We start from the raw sequence: 20,427 nt of genomic DNA on the forward strand, positions 1-20,427 counted from the left end.
GTTATTCCACCTCCGTTGCCATAATCATTTCATTTTCTAGAATATTACCTTCTTCTTGCATACCAAACTGAACATTGCGTTCAATCCATTTGCGGCGGGGCTCTACTTTATCCCCCATCAATGTTGTCACGCGGCGTTCCGCTCTCGCAGCATCATCAATTTTCACGCGGATTAATGTGCGCGTCTCTGGATTCATCGTTGTTTCCCATAATTGATCTGCATTCATTTCACCAAGACCTTTATAACGCTGAATTGTATAACCTTTACCAACCTTCTTTATAACGCCATCTAACTCTTCATCTGACCAAGCATATTCAATGACTTCTTTCTTTCCTGTTCCTTTACTTACTTTATATAAAGGAGGAAGTGCAATGAATACTTTCCCAGCTTCAATAAGTGGTTTCATATAACGATAGAAGAATGTTAATAGCAGCACTTGAATGTGTGCTCCATCTGTATCAGCATCGGTCATAATAACAATTTTGTCATAATTGATATCTTCAACTGAAAATTCTGATCCAACACCGCCGCCAATCGCATAAATAATCGTGTTAATCTCTTCATTTTTGAAAATATCCGCTAGTTTTGCTTTCTCTGTATTAATTACTTTACCGCGAAGTGGCAGAACAGCTTGGAAACGACGATCACGACCTTGCTTTGCAGAACCACCTGCAGAATCGCCCTCTACTAAATATAGCTCGTTCTTTTGCGGATTACGTGATTGTGCTGGTGTCAGCTTACCACTTAATGTGCCTTCTGAACGTTTTTTCTTCTTACCGCTTCGTGCTTCTTCACGCGCCTTTCGTGCTGCCTCGCGTGCTTGCGCTGCTTTGATTGCTTTTTTCACAAGAAGCGTTGCCACATCTGGATTTTCTTCTAAAAAATACGCTAAGTGCTCTGATACAACAGCATCAACTGCTGAACGGCCTTCACTTGTTCCAAGTTTTCCTTTCGTTTGCCCTTCAAATTGAAGCAATTCTTCTGGAACACGAATAGAAACAATTGCAGCTAATCCTTCACGAATATCTGTTCCTTCTAAATTTTTATCTTTTTCTTTTAACAAAGAAACTTTACGTGCATATTCGTTAAAGACACGAGTCATCGCTGTTTTAAACCCGGCTTCGTGCGTACCGCCATCTTTCGTACGCACATTATTCACAAAGGAAAGAATGTTTTCAGAATACCCATCATTAAATTGAAAAGCTAATTCTGCTTCTATTCCGTTTTGCTCTCCAGTAAAATATACAACTGGGTGTAAAGAGTCTTTCTCTTCATTTAAATATGAAACAAACGCTTCTATTCCCGTTTCATAATGAAAAACATCTTCCAAATCGTTACGTTTGTCCTGAAGTACAATTTTCATACCTTTTAATAAAAATGCTGATTCACGTAATCTTTCACATAACGTTTCATAGTTATAATTCGTTGTGCTAAAAATTGTTCGATCTGGTTTAAAATGAATTGTTGTTCCGGTATCTTTCGCTTTTCCAATTTTCTCAAGCGTTGTAACTGGAACACCTCCATTTTCAAAGCGTTGTTCATATACGTAGCCATCTCGTTTAATTGTAACAATAAGCCATTCAGACAGTGCATTTACAACTGAGGCACCAACACCGTGCAAGCCACCGCTCGTTTTATAACCGCCTTGCCCAAATTTACCCCCAGCATGAAGTACAGTTAAAATAACTTCTGGTGTTGGTTTTCCAAGCTTATGCATTCCTGTCGGCATACCGCGCCCTTTATCTACTACACTTATACTATTATCTTTATGTATGATCACTTTAATTTCATCGCCAAATCCCGCTAATGCTTCATCAACGGAATTATCTACGATCTCATATACTAAATGATGTAATCCACGGCTATCCGTACTCCCGATATACATACCCGGGCGTTTCCGAACGGCTTCAAGCCCCTCTAGCACTTGAATTGCATCTTCATCATATTGAAACTGACGCTTAGCCAAACTCCTTGCCCCTTCCTATCTAAAAATCAGAACATATGTTCTTTATTATAGAATAACGCCTTTCCCTTACTTTTGGCAAGTCACGTTATGTCTTTTATATACTATTTTCATAAGAAAAATCCTTGTTTGTCACAAGGATTCCTCTACGCTACTATTTCAGAAAAGTAATCGTTTGTCAACGAAACATGGATATGTATTCCAAAATAACTACATACTCCACCATTTTATAATCAACAAAATGATAATTATCCAAAATGGAGTGACAAGCAGCAATCCCCACAAACAACCTTTAAAAAACTTCATGATGAACACCTCGTTCATCTGCTTTTCCCTATTATTATGAATAGGAATTCAATACACTTCACAAATAAACCTTATCCCGCTATTCGTGGGCAGTAATACTCCCACCTCAAGATTCAGCGAAAGCAAAAAAAGTTAGGTGGGAGATAAACTGCCCGTAAAAGCCCGATTGGTTCAACTAATAATCAGCGGGGGATAAAGCCCCCCCACTGATTAAAGTTTCACTTTATCTTGTCATTGCATGTTCAACTTTAATGCAGCGATCCATAATGACAGTATAGCCTTTTTCTTTCAAAAAATAATATGTTTCTTCGTCTTGTAAATCTAATTGTGCCCAAAATGTGCGCGCTTCAATCTGCACAAACTCTTTTGCAACATCCATTAAAAATTCAGAACGACGAAATACATTGACGATATCAACACGTTCTTTTATTTCCGTTAGCGATTTAACCGCCTTTTCTCCCAATACAGTATCTACCGTTGGGTTAACAGGAATAATCCGGTATCCTGCATCTTGCATCGCTTTTGACACCATATAAGAAGTACGTTCTGGATTATCGGATAATCCGACAACTGCAATCGTCTTACTATTTTTTAAAATCTCTCTAATTTCCGTACGAGTTGGATTTTCAATTGTCATATGTAATCCCTCCTGTTCATTTAGTATAGCCGATAAAGAAAGTCTCTTTCAACATGAAAGAGACTTTCTTTATTAATTCTTATTAGCATTATCAGCTAATGTAACTGTTTTCTTTATTTTCTCACCATTTCGGTACGCTGTTACTTCGATTTTATCGCCAACTTTTTTCTTCTCATATAAGTATTTACGGAATTGTACTGCATTTTCTATTTTTTGATCATCAAAGCCAACAACAATATCATATTTTTGCAATCCTGCTTTTTCTGCTGGTGATGCTGGATCAACCTGTGCTAACAGAACCCCACCTGTTACATCTTTCGGTAATTTTAATTGACTTAATGCATAGCTTGGAATTTCCTCAAGACCCCTTACTCCAACACCCATTACAGGTCGTTTTACTTCACCAAATTTTTCAAGGGAATCAATAACTGGTTTTGCCACATTGATTGGAATTGCAAAGCCAATTCCTTCTACTTCTTGCTGTGCAATTTTACTAGAGTTAATACCGATTACTTCACCATTTTGATTAAATAGTGCACCGCCGCTATTCCCTGGGTTAATCGCTGCATCCGTTTGAATTACTTGCGCTTGCCAATCAGGACGTTTGTCCCCGTTAATATCAACTGGAATTTCACGGTCTTTACTACTGATAATCCCTTCTGTTACACTTCCATCGAAGCCAAGCGGATTACCAATCGCAATTGCAGATTCTCCCGCACGGATTTTATCTGAATTTCCTAAAGTTGCAACTTTATTAATATTTTTTCCATCAATCTCAACGACAGCTAGATCTAACCATGGATCTTTCCCTACTAACTTCGCTTCAACCTTTGTTCCATTGCTTAACTTTACTTCTAATTTATTCGCACCATCTACAACATGGTTATTCGTTACAATCAGTGCTTTATTTCCAACTTTTTTATAAATCACACCTGATCCTGATCCAGCCTCAGATTCTTGCCCTTGTGGATCAGCAGAAAATGGATCTACACTTTTTTGAAAGTTAATTACACCGACAACTACTTCTTTTGCTCCTTCAATCATACCAGGAAGGTCCGTTTCACCTTTTGTTTTATTCACAACTGGAACCGCTGTTCCCTCTATTTTAGATTGTGAAACGACACTGTTATTTGTCCAAGGCATATATGGAGCTGCAACGCTGATTGTAACAGCACCGATCACAGCACCAACAACCCCTGTGAAAAAATATCCTTTTTTACTGCGTGATTTTCCAATTTCCGTACGAGTTTCATTCGTTTCTGTTTGATCATAGTATCCCATAATTTCCTTATCCCCTCTCTGCTGAAATCGTATTTTTAGTATAAACACGATGTGTGTCCTTTCTGTGAACTCATCGTGAAATCCAAACAAAAAAATACTACCATATTCATTGTAGACACATATACAAAAAATTGTACATGCAATGAATATAAAGTTGCTTACATGGGAACCGATATTTTACTCTTCGAATTTATATCCTACACGGATAACTGTACTAATATGTGTTGCCTTATCGCCTAACTTATTACGAAGTTTTTTAATATGTGTGTCTACTGTACGATCATCTCCGAAATAATCATATCCCCAAAGTTGATCTAATAAATGCTGGCGAGATAATACAATTCCTTTATTCTCCATCAAATAAACAAGTAGCTCAAATTCTTTATGTGTTAATATTACTTCTTCTCCATCTACCGTTACCGTACGCGACAAACGATTCACATCGATACCAGCAAGCGAGAGCATGTTTTCTTCCGCTTGGCCTACTGCACCGTCTGCACGTTTTAGCAATGTCTTGGCACGAGCAACTAAAATCTTCGGACTAAACGGTTTTGTTACATATTCATCTGCTCCTAATTCAAAACCAAGTAAAGTATCATCTTCATCTGAACGAGCTGTCAGCATAATGATTGGTACAGCTGATTCTTTTCTTACACGTCTACATACAGACCAACCGTCAATTTCTGGTAGCATTATATCTAATATAATTAAATCCACAGTGTGGTCTGCAAACAGTTCTAATGCTTGCTTGCCATCTTCCGCTTCGATCACTTCAAAGCCTTCATTACGAAAATAATCACAAACAATTTCTCGTAATCTTCTTTCATCTTCAACAAGTAAAACTGTTTTATTCAATCCTATCCCGTCCTTTTACTCTTTCAATCGAATAATACGTTGATTCGAGCTCCCACGAAACGGCAGGGTGAGATCTCGCATCTCTAGCTCAAACCTTCCATCTACTAGCACATCAGCATAGTGCAACAACTCTATCATATCATTATTTTGTGAATTCTGTATCTCTTCAAACGTATAACCTGTGTAAATCCATAAATTTTTTTGTAAATCTTTCACGTTTTTTGCTAACTCTTTTATTTCACTGGCTTGAAAAAAGGGATCCCCACCTGAAAATGTTACATCTGTAAGGGGATTTTTTTCAATCTCTTTTATTATTTCCTCTTTTGTCATCTCAGTTCCATTACCAATATTCCAAGACTGTGGATTATGACAGCCAAAACAACGATGCGGACAGCCTGCAAAAAATACGACTGTCCGCAATCCTTCTCCATCTACCACACTATCATGAATGATGTTCATTACTCTCATGAATGTTTCACCCGTTCCTTTTCTTCACTACGCTTCGCACTGTTCCACTTTGACATATCTCCTACAAGGTATCCTGTAATGCGGCGAATTCTTTCAAAATCATATTCATTTTCATTCCCACAGCTTGGACATTCATTACTAATTATCCCGTGATAACCGCAACATTTACAGCGATCAACCGGGTGATTAATAGATCCATATCCTACGCCATACTGGGCCATTGCCTTCACAATTTGCTGTAATGCTTTTTGATTATGAATAGCCGCTCCGTCCAATTCAATATACGTAATATGACCACCATTACAAAGCGCGTGAAACGGTCCTTCTAAACGAATTTTATCAATTGCTTGAATAGGATAATAAACAGGAATATGGAATGAATTTGTATAATAATTATGATCTGTTACACCTGTAACTGTTCCAAATTCAGCTCGATCTTTTTTGACAAATTTCCCAGATAATCCTTCTGCCGGAGTTGCAATTAATGAGAAATTCAATTGATGTTCCTCTGTTGCTTGATCCATTTTCTTTCTCATATATTCGATAATTTCATAACCAAGCTTCCATGATTCTACGTCTTCTCCATGATGTTTTCCTGTTAAAGCAACTAAACATTCCGCAAGGCCAATAAAACCTATACTTAATGTACCTTGTTTTAAAATTTCAGCAACAGTATCTTCCGATTGCAGTTTTTCACCGCCGCGCCATACTCCTTGGGAATATAAAAATTGAAAATCTCTTGATTTTTTCGTTGATTGATAGGAAAGTCTTTCCAATAATTGACAAATACCTAAATCAACATAATAATTTAAAGCTTCAAAAAAAGCTTCTTTTGATCCACTAATACATGCTAATTTCACTAAGTTAATAGATGTAAATGATAAATTCCCTCTTCCAATCGCAGTTTCTTCCCCATGAATATTAGACATTACACGCGTACGACACCCCATGTAACACACTTCGCTTTGAGGACGCCCATCATAATATGCCGCATTAAATGGTGCATCTAAAAATGAAAAATTAGGGAACAATCGTTTCGCTGTCGTTTCTACTGCCAATTGAAACAAGTCATAATTTGGATCTTTCTCTTCAAAATTGACTCCCTTTTTTAACTTAAAAATTTGAATCGGAAAAATTGGTGTTTCTCCTTTTCCTAATCCAGCTTGAGTCGCTCTTAATAATTGTTTAATTAGTAATCTTCCTTCTTTTGATGTATCTGTTCCGTAATTAATTGAAATAAACGGAACTTGCCCCCCACCTCTGCTATGCATGCTATTCGAATTATGAATAAACGCCTCACATGCTTGATACGTATCGTTTTCTGTTTCTTTCCACGCAAACTCTTCCATTTGCTCAGCAGTTAATGGATATGTTGCTAAACGCTTTTTATGCCGTTCAAACGTTTTTCTCACATATGGCGCCAAATCCACGTCAAACAGCGCAAATGATTGTCCGCCATGCTGCATATTTTGATTTGCTTGAAAAATAATTGAAGAAAGCGCCAAAGCACTTTTAATATCTTGCGGCTGTCGCATATGTCCATGACCTGTATGAAACCCGTTTTGAAGCATCTGCGCTAACGGAATTTGCGAACAAGTTGTTGTACCCGTTGCATAAAAGTCTAAATCATGTGGATATAAAATATTTTGATCAATTGCTTGTTTCACTGGCTCAGAAAGCAATTGTTCTATCGCATAATATCTTGCACTCTCAGAAGCAAATTTCCCCATCATTCCCATTGGAGATCGACCATCAACATTCGCATTTTCTTGCATTAAATCTTGTTCATTTGCATGAACAATTTTCGCAAAAATCCCCTTTAGATTCTCATCATATTCACTGTTTTTTTTCATTTCTTGATTCATTCCTTAACCCCCAACAACATCTAGTTCATTTACCATCAAAATGATACAACATATAGTAAGAGTAAATCTGTGATAAATGTAACATTCTTGTGAAAGTTTTTTTAAGATCTATTGAATCTTTTTTCTCATATTTCCAAATCGAAATTTCATCTTACAAAAAATAAATGTGATCTTTACAAATGTGTGGTACAATATACGGGAAAAACTCTTTTTACCCTTTATCAACACATTTGAATAAAGGAGACTGAACTTATGCTTACATATCTTTTATTTATCGTTGCCTATTTACTTGGCTCGATTCCATCTGCACTTGTTGTTGGAAAAATTGGTTATGGAATCGATATTCGGGAACACGGCAGCGGAAATTTAGGAGGAACGAATACATTTCGTACGCTAGGGAAAAAAGCAGGTTTTATTGTTACAATTGCTGATATTTTAAAAGGGACATTGGCTACAGCGCTACCGATCATTTTCGGATTAAATATCCATCCCTTATGGTTTGGATTAGCTGCGGTACTAGGGCATGTATACCCAATCTTCGCGAAGTTCCGCGGCGGAAAAGCAGTTGCTACTTCTGCTGGTGTACTATTATGCTACGCACCACTTACCTTTTTAATATTAGCTGTGGTCTTTTTCACCCTACTATTTACAACGAGATACGTTTCACTTTCTTCTATGATAACAGCTATCGCCGCTGTTATTGCATCAATTATAAACGGGGATAAAATCTTCATTGTTGCCATGTGTTTATTAGCTGGTATGGTTATTTATAGACACCGTGCAAATATTGGACGAATTATAAATAAAACAGAACCAAAAGCAAAATTAACAAAAAAACAAAAATAAGATTGTGACCCACATAACGCAAAAAGGAAACGCAAAGCATATAAATGGCGTCTTTTTGCGTTATTTTTTATACTAAAAGAAAAAGCGATTATGTTGGAGGAATACTAAATGAACATTTCAGTATCAAAAGAAGCACTAAACTGGTATAAAAACGAGCTTGGTTTACAAACAGGCGATACTCTTCGCTTTTTCGTACAATATGGTGGATGTAGTACTGTTCAAAAAGGTCTTTCATTAGGAATTCGTAAAGATGATCCAGCTACTCCTGTTGTACAATTTCAAGAAGATGGTATTACTTTCTTTATTGAAGGCGATGATGAATGGTTCTTTGATGGGCATGATTTGTCTGTTACATTTAACGCTGATGACGAGTTCCCGCAATTTCATTATGTAAAATAAAAAACGTGGCCTACGCCACGTTTTTTATTGCTTTTTAATTTTCTCGTATGCCTCATACCATTCTGGGTACAATTTTTTAAATGACACCGGACGAAAGCCCTCTTTTTTGGCACAAATATTTGTTGTAAATGCTGTAATACAACGCTCACCGTTTCCATTATAAATTTCATAGCCATATACAACACGTAGTGGGCTCACAGACTCCACCCATGTTTTCACAATAGCCTTTTCTCCGTAACGCATTGCTTTTCGGTATGTAATTTGCAAATCAAGTACAGGAGATATAATCCCATCATTCTCCATTTCAACATACGAAAACCCTAAATCTTGAATTAATTTCGTACGGCCAAGTTCTAACCATACTAAATAATTTGCGTGGTACACGACACCCATTTGATCTGTCTCTGCATAACGGATCTCAATCTCCTGTTCTGCTATAAACATCATTTTAACTCCTTCTCGCTTGCATTTCTTTCTACACCTTTAATCATAATACAGAGAATCTGAAAATAAAATAGAAGCGGCGGATCTTTTTCCTTAAAGGAGTGAGCATATGCTACAAATCATAACTGTACGAAGCGGCGATAACGTGTATAAATTAGCTAAGCAGTACGGAACAACAGCTGAAACAATTGTGAAAGACAATGGGTTAAATCCAGCTGAAACACTCGTCGTCGGGCAAGCATTAATTGTGAATACACAGGGAAATACCTACTATGTACAACCTGGCGATAGCTTATATAAAATAGCCTTAACCTACAACGTACCTCTTGCCAGCCTAGCAAAAGTAAATCATTTATCATTAAAATCCGCACTCCAAGTCGGACAGCAACTATATGTACCAAAAGGAACAAAAAAAATTATTGAATCCATTGCCTATTTACAACCATCTACAATTCCAATTAAAGAAAGCTTAATTGCTTCCACCAAAGCGATCAATTCATATTTAACCTATTTGGCCTACTTTAGCTTTGAAGCAAAACGTGATGGAACACTGAAAGAACCTACCCAAACATCTGAAATCGTCTCAATTGCAAAACAAGGGCAGACGATTCCAATGCTTGTTATTACAAATCTTGAAAATGGAAGTTTTAGCTCTGAATTAGCAAGCATTATTTTACGCAATGAAACCATTCAAAATACGTTTATTACAAACATTTTACAAACCGCTCAAAAATACGGAATGCGTGATGTCCACTTCGATTTCGAGAACTTTGCACCGGCAGACCGCGAAGCATATAATCAATTTTTACGCAAAGTAAAAACACGTCTACCAAAAGGATATACACTTAGTACAACTGTCGTTCCAAAAACAAGTTCAACTCAAAAAGGTCCAGCTGCAGCTCATGATTATAAAGCACAAGGTGAAATTGTTGATTTCGTTGTCATTATGACATACGACTGGGGATGGCAAGGTGGACCGCCTCTTGCAGTATCTCCAATTGGTCCTGTAAAACAAGTCATTCAATATGCAAAATCACAAATGCCGCCGCGGAAAATTATGATGGGGCAAAACTTATACGGATTTGATTGGATTGTTCCGTTTAAACAAGGGAATCCTCCTGCAAAAGCAGTTAGTTCTATTGCTGCCGTTGCGCTTGCCCGAAAACACAATGTCCCAATTCAATACGATTTCACTTCTCAAGCTCCTCATTTCAATTATTACGATGCAAATGGAGTAAAACATGAAGTATGGTTTGAAGATGCTAGGTCTGTTCAAAGTAAGTTTAATTTAATAAAGGAACAAGGAATTCGCGGTATCAGTTATTGGAAAATCGGCTTACCTTTCCCGCAAAATTGGCGTCTCCTTACTGAAAACTTTTCTATTACAAAAAAAGGCTGACAATTGTCAGCCTTCTCTTACTGATTGCGATATGCAGCTTCCTCTTTAATCTCTTTTCGCATTCCTTCGATACTTTCCATACGGCGCTCATTTTTCGCTTCAATTGCAGCACGGTCTTTCTCATTTGAAAACTCCGCAGCTTCCCTTGCTTCGTTCATATTTTCAATTGTGTTATATACCGCCTCTTGCAATTTCTCAACGTTATCACTACGATCATCCGGATTTGCTTTATATTGTTCGGGCATCCTGTCTTCCTCCTTTATTAAAAATACATACGACATTAGTTTGTAAAAAACGCATGTAATTATGTATGTAAAAAAAGAAGGAGAATGATTCCATTCTCCCTCTTTCTAACCGTTATCAACAATCGGTTGTTTCCCTGATTTATCTTGCATTTGCTTTCCTTTATTACCGCCTGCTGTTCTTGATTGCATCCCAATCTGATTTGGTGCAAAATCTTGTGGTTTTTTCTTTGGATTACCCATCATATCGCCTCCTTACAACTAGTATCATTCTAGTTGCAAGAATTATTCAGCCTGTTTAAAAATACGTATTTCATATCGTTTTTCTAATTTTTCTTCAATCCGTTCAATCGCATCCCGATCATTAAGTAGTTGCCGTTTATTTTCTTTCACAAGCTCTTCAAACGATTTTCGCCGAGTTCTTCTCATACTGTTCACCCTCTCTTTCGTATTACTAGTATGAACAGCAAAAAAACACTCTAATCAGATTTGTGAGAAAATTTTATTTTCCGGACATACAATTCAACTAACTTCACTTTAAGAATGCTGCAATATTTGATTTACTTCCTCATACGCTTCAAGAATCATACCTTCAAAAGCAACTATATCTTCAGGTCCATCAATCCTCATTCTTGTAAGACCCCATTCACTTTTCGTAGCAGCTTCACATATAACGTTCGGATACAATGTTGCTATTTCATCTTGTCCTTTATTTGTTAATACATATTTTTTTCTGCCCTTTAGCTTAATTCTTACAAATGAATGCATTGCTTTAATGTCCAAATAATTCCCAACACTGGCGGAACGAATGGCTGTTGTATCTTTATTATGCTTTTCCAATATTTCTTTTACAATCTCATATGCTCTTTCTTCTTCCTTTGTTATACCTTTCTTTTTTTCTTCTCCAACCTTTATCTCTACACACTTTTGATATACAGCTGCACAAGTGAAACAGTCATCTAATGCATTATGAGAGGCTACCTCAATTTGTAACAATCGCTTGAGAGTTTCCAATTTATGGTTTGGTGTATGTTTTATATATCGTTTTGCTAAACTAAGTGTATCAAGCACGACATTTTTCGGTGTACCAAGTCTTAATCGTTCCATATTACTCTTTAAAAATCTCATATCAAAAGAAGCATTATGAGCAATAATTGTGTCTTCTCTAAGAAATGAAACGAACTCTGGTAATACAATATCAATTGTCGGCGCAGCTGCAACATCAAAATTTCGAATCCCCGTCAACATCGTAATGCGACTTGGAATCATTTTCTCTGGGTTCACATACGAAACAAATTGATCTGTACATATATGATTTCGATATCGAATCGCAGCCATTTGAATAATGCTATCTTGATAAGGATTGAACCCAGTTGTTTCAAAATCAATTACAACATAATCTCCTGTAAATGTTTCCATAACCTTCTCCTCAGCTTTTTATTTATATTATAACTTAATATAAGAAACTCAATTATATATTTTTCTCCATCTAAGTCGCTGCTATGCAGAATACAATATGACCGCTACTGACTTACTCCTTTTGTTTTAAACCTTGCGTGTGGTAGAAAAAGGCCCTGACCGCTTCTATACACAGCCAGATGCTCTCGCCCATCTAAAAAGAAAGGAGCTTTTATGTCATTTTTTAACTCCCTTATATATAGCTTTTAAATAGAAAATAGGAATGGTACACATCCCATTCCTACTCTCATCTTTTACTTTAAATTCGCAACTCTTTTCTCCATTTCCTTCACCGTCATCGGTCCAATAAATTTATCCTGGATAACACCTTTTGTATCAACAAAATATGACGTTGGAATTGTAATAACTTTATAAGTAGTTGTTACCTTTATATCTGTATCAAGAAGAACCGGGAAGGTAATCCCTTTCGCTTCTGCAAATTTTCGAACCTTCTCTTTCCCTTCAGTTCCCTCTGACACTGTATAATTTACCGCTAATATTTCTACATCCTTCTGATATTTACTATAAAACTCCTGCATATCTGGCATTTCTTGCTGACATGGACCGCACCATGTTGCCCAAAAGTTCACAATAACCTTCTTACCCTTTAAATCAGAGAGCTTTACCTTAGTACCGTCAAGCTTGGACAATTCAAAATCAGGTGCTATTTTTCCAATTTCAATGCCATTTTGCGCAATTACTTCTTTTTCATCCTCTGTACTTTGCTTTTGATTATCTGCTACTTCTACTTTCTCTTTCCCAAACTGCTCATATATTGCATAACCAGCTAAACCTAATAACACAACAACAATTGCTATTTTCCGCCACATATACACCATTCCTTATGTTTTATCTTTGTCTCCTAGATTCTCAAAAATGAAAGTTTTACTTTATTTTAGCTTATACGGAGAAAGATGGAAATATTCTCTATAGAAAAGAAAGTATATAATAGAAAAAATTAAGATTACATACACCCCTCACAATAAGAGAAAATAGATGTTTTCTAGTTCAGCTCAATCAAATACCACTTTTCAGTACATACGAATACTTATTTCTAAAACAATGTCATACACATTAATGAATGACATCTTTCATACACGGAATTACACATTAAATGGTATTTTTAATTCCCACCATTTTTAAAGTGAACATAACCCGTTAATGACTCATATATGATAAAGCAAGTTTTCCAATCCATATAAAAACAATTAGCCAAATACAAATGATAAAAAATGCTGTTATCCAATTCTTAGGTTTATTTATAAGCAATTTCTTTTCCATTTCCCTTTTACAATCCTCTAATACTTCTTTAGGGATAAGCTTTAACGCCAAGTAAACACCTAAAGGAACAAGAATAAGATCGTCAAGATACCCTAAGATTGGAATGAAATCTGGAATTAGGTCAATAGGACTGAAAGCATAAGTAACAACAAGCATTGTAAATAACTTAGCATACCAAGGGACCCTTTCATCTCGATATGCTAAATACAGCACAAGAAGTTGTTTCTTTAAATCCCTAGCCCATTTTTTTATTTTCTGTATAATTGATAAACCTTTTTCCGTTTGTATCCGTTTATTTTGACTCAAAACAGATCCCCTTCATTTTCTTGTAATTTTATATTCAATATTAAACTATTAAAAAATTGTTGTAGACTGAAAAAGTGTTTCCTTATGTGAAAACACTTTTTGTTCTCCTAACTTGTGCCAGTGGAGTTAAATGATTACCTTGTATGGTTATATTAATTTTTGGACTACTTCTTCTAATGCCATTCCTCTCGAACCTTTTACCAAGACTACATCACCTGGATTACATACAGACAGAATTTCTATAATAGCTTCGTCTTTTGTAAGAAATGCTTTCACTTTACCTTTTTTATATTTAAGTTTTGCTTCTTGTGCAATCATTTTGGCACGTTCTCCAATTGTGAAAATGTAATCTATTATATTTGGATTTAATATTTGACCAATGTTCCGGTGATACTTTTCTTCTTCTTGCCCTAACTCCAACATGTCGCCTAACACAATAATTTTCTGTTTGTATCCTACGAGTTGTTCAAATGTTTCGATTGCTGCTTTAACGGAAGAAGGACTAGCATTCCACGCATCATTAATAATCGTAATTCCTGATTTTGCTTTTAACATTTCAAATCGCATTTCTGTTATTTCTACTTGTTTTAATCCTTGCTTCATTCTCTGTTGATTTAAATTGAAGTGTTGACCAACTTTTATAGCAATTATAGCGTTGTAAACATTATGTTTTCCATGGAGAGGTATAAAATAAGTTGATTCATCGTTTAATGTAAAATCGATCCCTTCTGAATGTTCTTTAATGGACACAGGATATGCATCATTTAAAGAAGATTCACCAAATTTGATACATTTAATTTGATTAGTGTTAGGCAATGTTTGAACTTTTTCATTTAAGAGAGGTTCATCCCCATTGTAAATAAGTAAACTTTGTTCCTTTAAGTTCATTACTATTTCTAGCTTTGCATCTGCTATTGCTTCCCTTGAACCCAATGTTAATATGTGCGATTGTCCAATCATTGTGATGACAGCTACATTTGGCTCAGCAATTTCTGATAAACGTTGAATTTGCCCGTGTTCACTCATCCCCATTTCTAATACTGCTATTTCGCAATCCTCTTCAATCTCTAGGATTGTTAACGGTAAACCAATTTGACTATTCAAATTTCCTTTTGTTTTATGAACCTTGTAAGTTGTGCTGAGTACAGAGTTAATTAAATCTTTTGTTGTTGTCTTTCCGTTACTTCCTGTAACACCAATTACATTGACAGACAGTTGATTTCTGTAAGAACGTGCTAAGTGTTGCAAAGCTATCAACGTATCATCTACAAAAATTAATGGAATACCTTTAGGCGGGTTTGGCTGAGATTTCTCCCACAGAGAAGCAACAGCACCTTGCTGTATAGCCTCTTCCACATAATCATGACCGTTCTTTAACCTAACAATTGGGATAAATAAATTGCCAGGGCTTATCACTTTTGAATTAATAGAAACACCTGCAATAAGATGACTATGATACTTCGTCTGTAAACCTTCTCCGATTACCATTTGTTCTATTTCGAGCAATCTTCTTTGAATCAAAATAGTCACTCTCCATTTATAATTATTCCTACTATCTCGTCTACTCATTTATTTCATTAAATTAAACAAATAAGAATAAAGAAATCTAATTAGATTAAAGATGCTCAGTCTGAAATATTTTTTAATGAAACAACAAACTTTAGAATCATAGCTGTCTGAATCGTAAATAATACATAAAATCATATATTTCAAAATTATATCTTTGAGTTATTGCTGTATATGCAATGCCATCAGAACATTATCTGCATACCGTCCATCCTCAAATTTAATCTGTCCTCTCTCCCGACCTTCTTCTTTAAAACCGATTTTTTCATATACTTTTATCGCTCTTTCGTTTGTTGAGAAAACACCTAAACAAATTTTTTCTATGCCTTCTTGTGTTTTTGACCAGTCTATTAATTGTAAAAGCAATTTTGTTCCTACACCTTGATTACGATAGTCTTCTAAAATCCCCATTCCAAATAAGCCAGTATGATTTAAGCGCTTCATTGAGTTTCTTGTAAACACTAAAAACCCAACAATCCGTTCACCGTCTTCTGCAACAAATGTTACACCGCCCTGCTGACTATTTGTAATTGTTTTCTCTCTCTGCGTTTCAACATCAACATGAAATTCTTCGTTTGTAGGAATAAAAAACTCATTTTGAGAAATAATGCTCTTTCGAATACATAAAATTTCCGCTGCATCACTTTCTGTTGCCTCTCTTATATACAACATAAAACACCCCTTGTATGTAGTACATTAGCAATACTAATTTATAATTGAAACTTTTCTTGAATGAATTTAGCAACCTCTTCTGCACTTAAACTTTTTGAACTATATTCACTACATCCAACAATTCTTCTAAATCCTCAATAACATGTTCATCCATAAAAGGCTGTCCCCAAAATGTATCCTTCTTCCATATTGCATGCATCCCCACATTCCTAGCTCCTATTACATCATTCTCTGGATGATCGCCTATGTATACACTTTCTTCAGGACTAACACCTAATCTTTCTAAAGCTCTTAAGAAGATTTCAGCTTCTGGCTTTTTTATCCCCTCTTGCTCGGACACTAATATAGTATCCATATACTTCTCAATCCCAAGAGCACGAATATTCAGTAATTGAAATTCAGTAAATCCATTTGTAATCATGCCTAATAATAGCCCGCTATTTTTAAGCTCTTGTAAAACGTATTCCATATGAGGAAAAGGTGTACAGTGATGTTGAAAGTTGTTTATATAATCCTCTAATAATTGCCCCCAAGTTAAATTGGAAATAGCATATTCTCTAAGCAATTGCTCATATACTTTATCCTTCCAAACATAACCCTTATTATCTAATTCAATGAACCTAGTTACATATTGCTCTTCGGGTATATGCTTAAATTCATTGATATACCTTTTATATTGGTCTCTAATAAAGAGTTTAAGAGAATGATCTCTGTCTAATAGCGTTCCATCTAAATCGAAAATAATAGCTTTAATCATATATTTTCCCCTTCTATCAAAATTTTTGCGTTTATTTGAAGTTATATACTTTCCTACTATATAAATACAAACAGAAAAACCCCTTTCTTTTTAGGAGAGGACGAGAGCATCTGGTCGTGCATAGAAGCGGCCAGGGCCTTTTCCTTCCACATGCGAGGTTTAAACAAAGGGAGCAAGCAAGTGCAGGTCATGCTGTATTCTACATAGCAGCGACTTATATGTCGGAAAATTAAAATATATTTATATGGTAAGCTTCACATTTTCTTTTGGTACCCATCCTTCTTCAAGAATAAGAACTCTTTGACACCAAATCCATCCGTTAAGTTCTTTTAACCCCACTAGCTGTTCACCTTCATCAACATTCAACTCTTTTGCAGTATAATCTTCCTTCGCAATACCTTCTGTTCCTTTCCATTGGATAAGTTGCGCTGGAACCCAACCTGAACTGTTTTTATCTACTGTTGTACAAAAGTACCAATTATCCCAATGCTCCGGCCCTTTATATTTTTCCCCAATAATAAATGACTGTCCCTGAACTAAGCTAATAGGATTCGGATAATTCGTCCTATGACTTTTTATAACTACATAATTCACTACGAATCCCTTCTTTCTTATCTACACTTTATTAGTAATCCTATAAATTCACCTATTCCCTGTAAATTCGACAAAAAGTCTAGTGAATCCTTTTGTATAAAAAGCAAAATGTACACACTTCAAAAATCATTCTTGCACTTTCACTAACATGCTCCCAATTGTATCCACTCCATTTTTTAAGGTTACTTTTACATTTCCCGATTCTTTAAACGTGTAAGAAGACATCTCATAAATTTCTTTAATTTTAAACTGCTTATTCACATTTTGTTTCATTGTATCCGTAAGCAAAGACATTTGCGGCTCCCAAACTTCCACTTTTCCAGATGGATAAGCGATAATCATTCGAGCATCCGTTTGACGAATCTCTTCCCAAAGTGTTATATACATGTGCGTTTCTTTTCCTTTTTTAATCAATTCATCGGAATAATAACCTAACTCCCCAATGTTTCCAAAGACAGTATATTTATCATTACTTACCGTAATATCCATATAGGGAAGTTTATATGTCATTTTATGATATATACCGTAAGCAGTACAAAGAACACCAATTGCTGTTAATCCTAAAAGAAACTTTTTAAATTGTTTCCCTTGAAAACTTACCGTCATCGCTGAATTTGGAGTAATTTTTTCTGCTAATAAAAAGATAAGAACGACAATTAAAATTCCAATCCCAATCAAAATATACATACGATTCCCTCCTTTGATATAAAAAAGATGAACTGAAATCCCTTCGCCACTCAGATAAGTTATTTCAGTTCATCTTTTTTATAAACGATACGACTTTCTTTAAAACGATGCATCTTTGTTTCAAACCGACAATGTAAGCATTTAAGTATTCAAAATAATCCCCATAATGAATGAACCATGCCACCAACAAAAAATGCTAAACCTAAAGCAAAAACAATCAAAGCGAGTATTACATTTTTATTATTTCCCATAAAATTGTCTCCTTGTAATTTTATATTTGTTTCATTTTTTATACTAAACAAATCTTTAGTCGTAATTATGGCTAAAGGTTATTATCATCATACTTCTCAGTTTATAAAAGTTTAAATTCTTCCTGTTTTCACTGCTCTAGCCCAATCTAAGCGACCGTTTATTTCACTTTTGTTAATTGCTCCATCTCGATTATAAGGAATATGTAATTGCTCTATCATCCAATCATTTTCTTGTTTTGTAACAATTGTATAATTAGCAAATGGTGAACCTGATTCCATTTTATGATAGATTGGTAATTCATCTTCATAAGCTGGTAGCCCAACACTTCCTGGATTAATAATTATTTTATCATTTGGAAGATAAATGACTCTTGGTATATGTGTATGCGCACAAAAAATAAGCCTTTGTGGAATACCACTTACTAATTTCATAATATCTTCTGTCTTTTTAAGTACTGATCCACTAGAGTTCATTTCCTCTAACAAATATATTTCATCACTTGTCGGTGTTCCATGACAAAAATAAAAATCATCTGTTTGTAAGAAATTAGGTAAATTAGAAATCCACGTTTTATGCTCATCCTCTAATAAATTCTGTACATATTGAACCGTTAAATTAGACGTATTAGGCTCTAATAAAATTCGATCGCAATTCCCTTTAATACTTTGAATATTTTGGTTCATTAAAAGATCATAGGTTTCCAGTGGAAATAAAGGACCATATAAGCTATCCCCTAAATTATAAATAGATTGAATCCCTCGGTTATTAATATCTGTTAGTACAGCTTGTAAGGCATCTTTATTTCCATGAATGTCAGCCATTATAGCAATTTTCATACCAATTACCCCTTCAGAATTTATAGTTTCACTTTTATTTCATCATAAATATGAAAAGAATTTCGCCCTTAATTTATATAAAATGAATATTCACACTATTATTGCACATTAATCGAAAAAAGCCGACACTACATATTTTTAGGATCGGCTCTTGCTATTAAACATTGTGACTCTACTTCAAATTCACATATATACTTTTAAAATGTTTCTAATACGACCTTTCCAATCGTACTTCCTGTTTCAATCATCGCATGCGCTTTTCTAATATTAGCCGCATGAATTGGCGATAACGTCTTGTTTAAAGTCGTCTTAATCACTTTTTGATCCAACAACTCACTAACTTGATTTAACAAAAGATGCTGGTTAATCATATCTTCAGTCTGGTACATAGATTTTGTAAACATGAATTCCCAAACAAATGTAGCACTTTTACTTTTTAATAATCCTAACTCTAATGGCTTCTCATTTTCTACAATAGAACAAATCTTTCCTTGTGGTTTGATTACTTCCGCCATGCTGTTCCAATGTTGATCTGTATTGTTTAAGCAGAAAATATAATCAACTTCATCTATTTCAATTTGCGATAATTGTTCTTTAAATGATTCATGGTGATTAATAACATAATCGGCGCCAAAACTTTCCACCCATTCTCTCGTTTCCTTTCGAGAGGCAGTTGTAATAACGTTAAGACCAGCCCATTTTGCCAATTGTATAGCAATAGAACCTACACCACCTGCACCCCCAATGATTAAAATATTTTTTAGTTCATTCTTTTCCTTATTATTAACTTCAATTGCTAAGCGTTCAAACAAACCTTCCCATGCTGTAATCGCAGTTAAAGGAATAGCAGCTGATTGTGCATGAGTCAAATTTTTCGGTTTCGCTCCAACAATTCTCTCATCCACTAGATGATACTCACTATATGTACCTGGTCTAATAATACTTCCTGCATAGAAAACTTCATCACCTGGTTGAAACAAAGTACACTCTTCTCCAACTTCTACAACAACGCCGCTAGCATCCCATCCGAGTATTTTGTACGCTTCTTCTTTCTTATCTTTTGGTGCTCGAACTTTTACATCAACAGGATTAACCGAAATAGCATAGATTTTCACAAGTAAATCTTTTCCCTTCGGTGTCGGACGTGGTAATTCAATATCGATTAGACTGTTCTCATTTTCGATAGGCAAATATTCTAATAAACCAACTGCTTTCATATTCATTTCCTCCGCTTAATAAAAATTGTGCTTCTCTTTAAATTATAGATTGCAAAATCAAATTATGTAAGAAGGCACATTTATGTCACATAGTAT

The 20,427-nt window shown here is 35.3% G+C and carries 23 protein-coding genes; 3 read left to right on the forward strand and 20 right to left on the reverse strand.

Annotated features, from left to right (window positions below; all coding sequences use genetic code 11):
* Position 1: 1 nt before the first annotated feature.
* From parE to BM350_RS00270, 6 genes are all read right to left on the reverse strand, one after another.
* Positions 2–1,966 (reverse strand): DNA topoisomerase IV subunit B, encoded by a 1,965-nt coding sequence (gene parE, locus BM350_RS00240; protein ID WP_090913359.1) that lies wholly within the window; start codon positions 1,964–1,966, stop codon positions 2–4.
* A gap of 526 nt (positions 1,967–2,492) precedes the next feature.
* The gene (locus tag BM350_RS00250; RefSeq protein ID WP_090913355.1) at positions 2,493–2,906 is read right to left on the reverse strand and encodes a CoA-binding protein; all 414 of its coding nucleotides are present in this window, start codon (positions 2,904–2,906) and stop codon (positions 2,493–2,495) included.
* 72 nt (positions 2,907–2,978) lie between these two features.
* Entirely contained in the window at positions 2,979–4,187 is a 1,209-nt protein-coding gene (locus tag BM350_RS00255) for a S1C family serine protease (protein WP_090913353.1), read from the reverse strand.
* Between the two features lie 177 nt (positions 4,188–4,364).
* Positions 4,365–5,042: a response regulator transcription factor gene (locus BM350_RS00260; RefSeq protein WP_090913351.1), complete on the reverse strand. Its 678-nt coding sequence runs from the start codon at positions 5,040–5,042 to the stop codon at positions 4,365–4,367.
* 15 nt (positions 5,043–5,057) lie between these two features.
* Complete coding sequence (gene nrdG / locus BM350_RS00265) at positions 5,058–5,510, reverse strand: anaerobic ribonucleoside-triphosphate reductase activating protein (protein WP_090913349.1); 453 nt, start codon at positions 5,508–5,510, stop codon at positions 5,058–5,060.
* Positions 5,507–7,363 carry an anaerobic ribonucleoside triphosphate reductase gene (locus BM350_RS00270; RefSeq protein WP_090913701.1) on the reverse strand — a complete coding sequence of 619 codons (1,857 nt, stop codon included), beginning with the start codon at positions 7,361–7,363 and terminating at the stop codon, positions 5,507–5,509. Before BM350_RS00270 ends, nrdG begins: the two co-directional genes overlap by 4 nt.
* A gap of 264 nt (positions 7,364–7,627) precedes the next feature.
* Between BM350_RS00270 and plsY the strand changes: the two genes are divergently transcribed.
* Together plsY and BM350_RS00280 are read left to right on the forward strand one after the other, a co-directional pair.
* Positions 7,628–8,221 carry a glycerol-3-phosphate 1-O-acyltransferase PlsY gene (plsY, locus tag BM350_RS00275; protein ID WP_090913346.1) on the forward strand — a complete coding sequence of 198 codons (594 nt, stop codon included), beginning with the start codon at positions 7,628–7,630 and terminating at the stop codon, positions 8,219–8,221.
* A gap of 108 nt (positions 8,222–8,329) precedes the next feature.
* Positions 8,330–8,620 carry a HesB/YadR/YfhF family protein gene (locus tag BM350_RS00280; protein ID WP_090913344.1) on the forward strand — a complete coding sequence of 97 codons (291 nt, stop codon included), beginning with the start codon at positions 8,330–8,332 and terminating at the stop codon, positions 8,618–8,620.
* A 24-nt stretch (positions 8,621–8,644) separates the two neighbouring features.
* On the opposite strand, the gene BM350_RS00285 is transcribed toward BM350_RS00280, so the two are convergent.
* Positions 8,645–9,064: an acyl-CoA thioesterase gene (locus BM350_RS00285; RefSeq protein ID WP_090913342.1), complete on the reverse strand. Its 420-nt coding sequence runs from the start codon at positions 9,062–9,064 to the stop codon at positions 8,645–8,647.
* Positions 9,065–9,173: 109 nt separating this feature from the next.
* On the opposite strand from BM350_RS00285, the gene BM350_RS00290 reads away from it, so the two are divergent.
* Positions 9,174–10,463: a glycoside hydrolase family 18 protein gene (locus BM350_RS00290; RefSeq protein ID WP_090913340.1), complete on the forward strand. Its 1,290-nt coding sequence runs from the start codon at positions 9,174–9,176 to the stop codon at positions 10,461–10,463.
* A gap of 17 nt (positions 10,464–10,480) precedes the next feature.
* Here BM350_RS00290 and tlp read toward each other — a convergent pair whose 3' ends face one another.
* From tlp to BM350_RS00360, 13 genes are all read right to left on the reverse strand, one after another.
* Complete coding sequence (gene tlp, locus BM350_RS00295) at positions 10,481–10,708, reverse strand: small acid-soluble spore protein Tlp (protein WP_090913338.1); 228 nt, start codon at positions 10,706–10,708, stop codon at positions 10,481–10,483.
* Positions 10,709–10,813: 105 nt separating this feature from the next.
* Positions 10,814–10,948, reverse strand: a complete 135-nt coding sequence (locus BM350_RS00300; RefSeq protein ID WP_020061953.1) for an acid-soluble spore protein N — start codon at positions 10,946–10,948, stop codon at positions 10,814–10,816.
* 42 nt (positions 10,949–10,990) lie between these two features.
* Complete coding sequence (locus BM350_RS00305; protein WP_090913336.1) at positions 10,991–11,134, reverse strand: FbpB family small basic protein; 144 nt, start codon at positions 11,132–11,134, stop codon at positions 10,991–10,993.
* Between the two features lie 108 nt (positions 11,135–11,242).
* Positions 11,243–12,124, reverse strand: coding sequence for a 3'-5' exonuclease (locus BM350_RS00310; RefSeq protein WP_090913334.1), 882 nt, complete (start codon positions 12,122–12,124; stop codon positions 11,243–11,245).
* Between the two features lie 293 nt (positions 12,125–12,417).
* Complete coding sequence (locus BM350_RS00315; RefSeq protein ID WP_090913333.1) at positions 12,418–12,993, reverse strand: peroxiredoxin family protein; 576 nt, start codon at positions 12,991–12,993, stop codon at positions 12,418–12,420.
* A 328-nt stretch (positions 12,994–13,321) separates the two neighbouring features.
* Positions 13,322–13,750 (reverse strand): YkvA family protein, encoded by a 429-nt coding sequence (locus BM350_RS00320; protein ID WP_170857623.1) that lies wholly within the window; start codon positions 13,748–13,750, stop codon positions 13,322–13,324.
* A gap of 147 nt (positions 13,751–13,897) precedes the next feature.
* Complete coding sequence (murF, locus tag BM350_RS00325; RefSeq protein WP_090913331.1) at positions 13,898–15,271, reverse strand: UDP-N-acetylmuramoyl-tripeptide--D-alanyl-D-alanine ligase; 1,374 nt, start codon at positions 15,269–15,271, stop codon at positions 13,898–13,900.
* A gap of 207 nt (positions 15,272–15,478) precedes the next feature.
* Complete coding sequence (locus BM350_RS00330) at positions 15,479–15,988, reverse strand: GNAT family N-acetyltransferase (RefSeq protein WP_139207599.1); 510 nt, start codon at positions 15,986–15,988, stop codon at positions 15,479–15,481.
* A gap of 85 nt (positions 15,989–16,073) precedes the next feature.
* On the reverse strand, positions 16,074–16,745 hold the full coding sequence (locus BM350_RS00335) for an HAD family hydrolase (protein ID WP_090913329.1): 672 nt from the start codon (positions 16,743–16,745) through the stop codon (positions 16,074–16,076).
* Between the two features lie 240 nt (positions 16,746–16,985).
* On the reverse strand, positions 16,986–17,339 hold the full coding sequence (locus BM350_RS00340) for an SH3 domain-containing protein (RefSeq protein ID WP_090913327.1): 354 nt from the start codon (positions 17,337–17,339) through the stop codon (positions 16,986–16,988).
* Between the two features lie 126 nt (positions 17,340–17,465).
* Positions 17,466–18,026, reverse strand: coding sequence for a hypothetical protein (locus BM350_RS00345; protein WP_090913325.1), 561 nt, complete (start codon positions 18,024–18,026; stop codon positions 17,466–17,468).
* 362 nt (positions 18,027–18,388) lie between these two features.
* The gene (locus tag BM350_RS00355) at positions 18,389–19,114 is read right to left on the reverse strand and encodes a metallophosphoesterase family protein (protein WP_090913321.1); all 726 of its coding nucleotides are present in this window, start codon (positions 19,112–19,114) and stop codon (positions 18,389–18,391) included.
* Between the two features lie 197 nt (positions 19,115–19,311).
* On the reverse strand, positions 19,312–20,331 hold the full coding sequence (locus BM350_RS00360; RefSeq protein WP_090913319.1) for a zinc-binding alcohol dehydrogenase family protein: 1,020 nt from the start codon (positions 20,329–20,331) through the stop codon (positions 19,312–19,314).
* Between the last annotated feature and the right edge of the window lie 96 nt (positions 20,332–20,427).

Source organism: Bacillus sp. 103mf, assembly GCF_900116295.1.
Taxonomy (GTDB): domain Bacteria; phylum Bacillota; class Bacilli; order Bacillales; family Bacillaceae_G; genus Bacillus_A; species Bacillus_A bruguierae.

Coding starts and splice junctions, on each gene's coding strand:
- BM350_RS00290 (WP_090913340.1), top strand. CDS start 9,174: ATGCTACAAATCATAACTGTACGAAGCGGCGATAACGTGTATAAATTA.
- BM350_RS00345 (WP_090913325.1), bottom strand. CDS start 18,026: ATGTATATTTTGATTGGGATTGGAATTTTAATTGTCGTTCTTATCTTT.
- BM350_RS00250 (WP_090913355.1), bottom strand. CDS start 2,906: ATGACAATTGAAAATCCAACTCGTACGGAAATTAGAGAGATTTTAAAA.
- BM350_RS00255 (WP_090913353.1), bottom strand. CDS start 4,187: ATGGGATACTATGATCAAACAGAAACGAATGAAACTCGTACGGAAATT.
- BM350_RS00360 (WP_090913319.1), bottom strand. CDS start 20,331: ATGAAAGCAGTTGGTTTATTAGAATATTTGCCTATCGAAAATGAGAAC.
- plsY (WP_090913346.1), top strand. CDS start 7,628: ATGCTTACATATCTTTTATTTATCGTTGCCTATTTACTTGGCTCGATT.
- BM350_RS00305 (WP_090913336.1), bottom strand. CDS start 11,134: ATGAGAAGAACTCGGCGAAAATCGTTTGAAGAGCTTGTGAAAGAAAAT.
- BM350_RS00335 (WP_090913329.1), bottom strand. CDS start 16,745: ATGATTAAAGCTATTATTTTCGATTTAGATGGAACGCTATTAGACAGA.
- nrdG (WP_090913349.1), bottom strand. CDS start 5,510: ATGAGAGTAATGAACATCATTCATGATAGTGTGGTAGATGGAGAAGGA.
- BM350_RS00270 (WP_090913701.1), bottom strand. CDS start 7,363: ATGAAAAAAAACAGTGAATATGATGAGAATCTAAAGGGGATTTTTGCG.
- BM350_RS00280 (WP_090913344.1), top strand. CDS start 8,330: ATGAACATTTCAGTATCAAAAGAAGCACTAAACTGGTATAAAAACGAG.
- BM350_RS00300 (WP_020061953.1), bottom strand. CDS start 10,948: ATGGGTAATCCAAAGAAAAAACCACAAGATTTTGCACCAAATCAGATT.
- BM350_RS00285 (WP_090913342.1), bottom strand. CDS start 9,064: ATGTTTATAGCAGAACAGGAGATTGAGATCCGTTATGCAGAGACAGAT.
- BM350_RS00330 (WP_139207599.1), bottom strand. CDS start 15,988: ATGTTGTATATAAGAGAGGCAACAGAAAGTGATGCAGCGGAAATTTTA.
- tlp (WP_090913338.1), bottom strand. CDS start 10,708: ATGCCCGAACAATATAAAGCAAATCCGGATGATCGTAGTGATAACGTT.
- BM350_RS00315 (WP_090913333.1), bottom strand. CDS start 12,993: ATGTGGCGGAAAATAGCAATTGTTGTTGTGTTATTAGGTTTAGCTGGT.
- BM350_RS00310 (WP_090913334.1), bottom strand. CDS start 12,124: ATGGAAACATTTACAGGAGATTATGTTGTAATTGATTTTGAAACAACT.
- BM350_RS00355 (WP_090913321.1), bottom strand. CDS start 19,114: ATGAAAATTGCTATAATGGCTGACATTCATGGAAATAAAGATGCCTTA.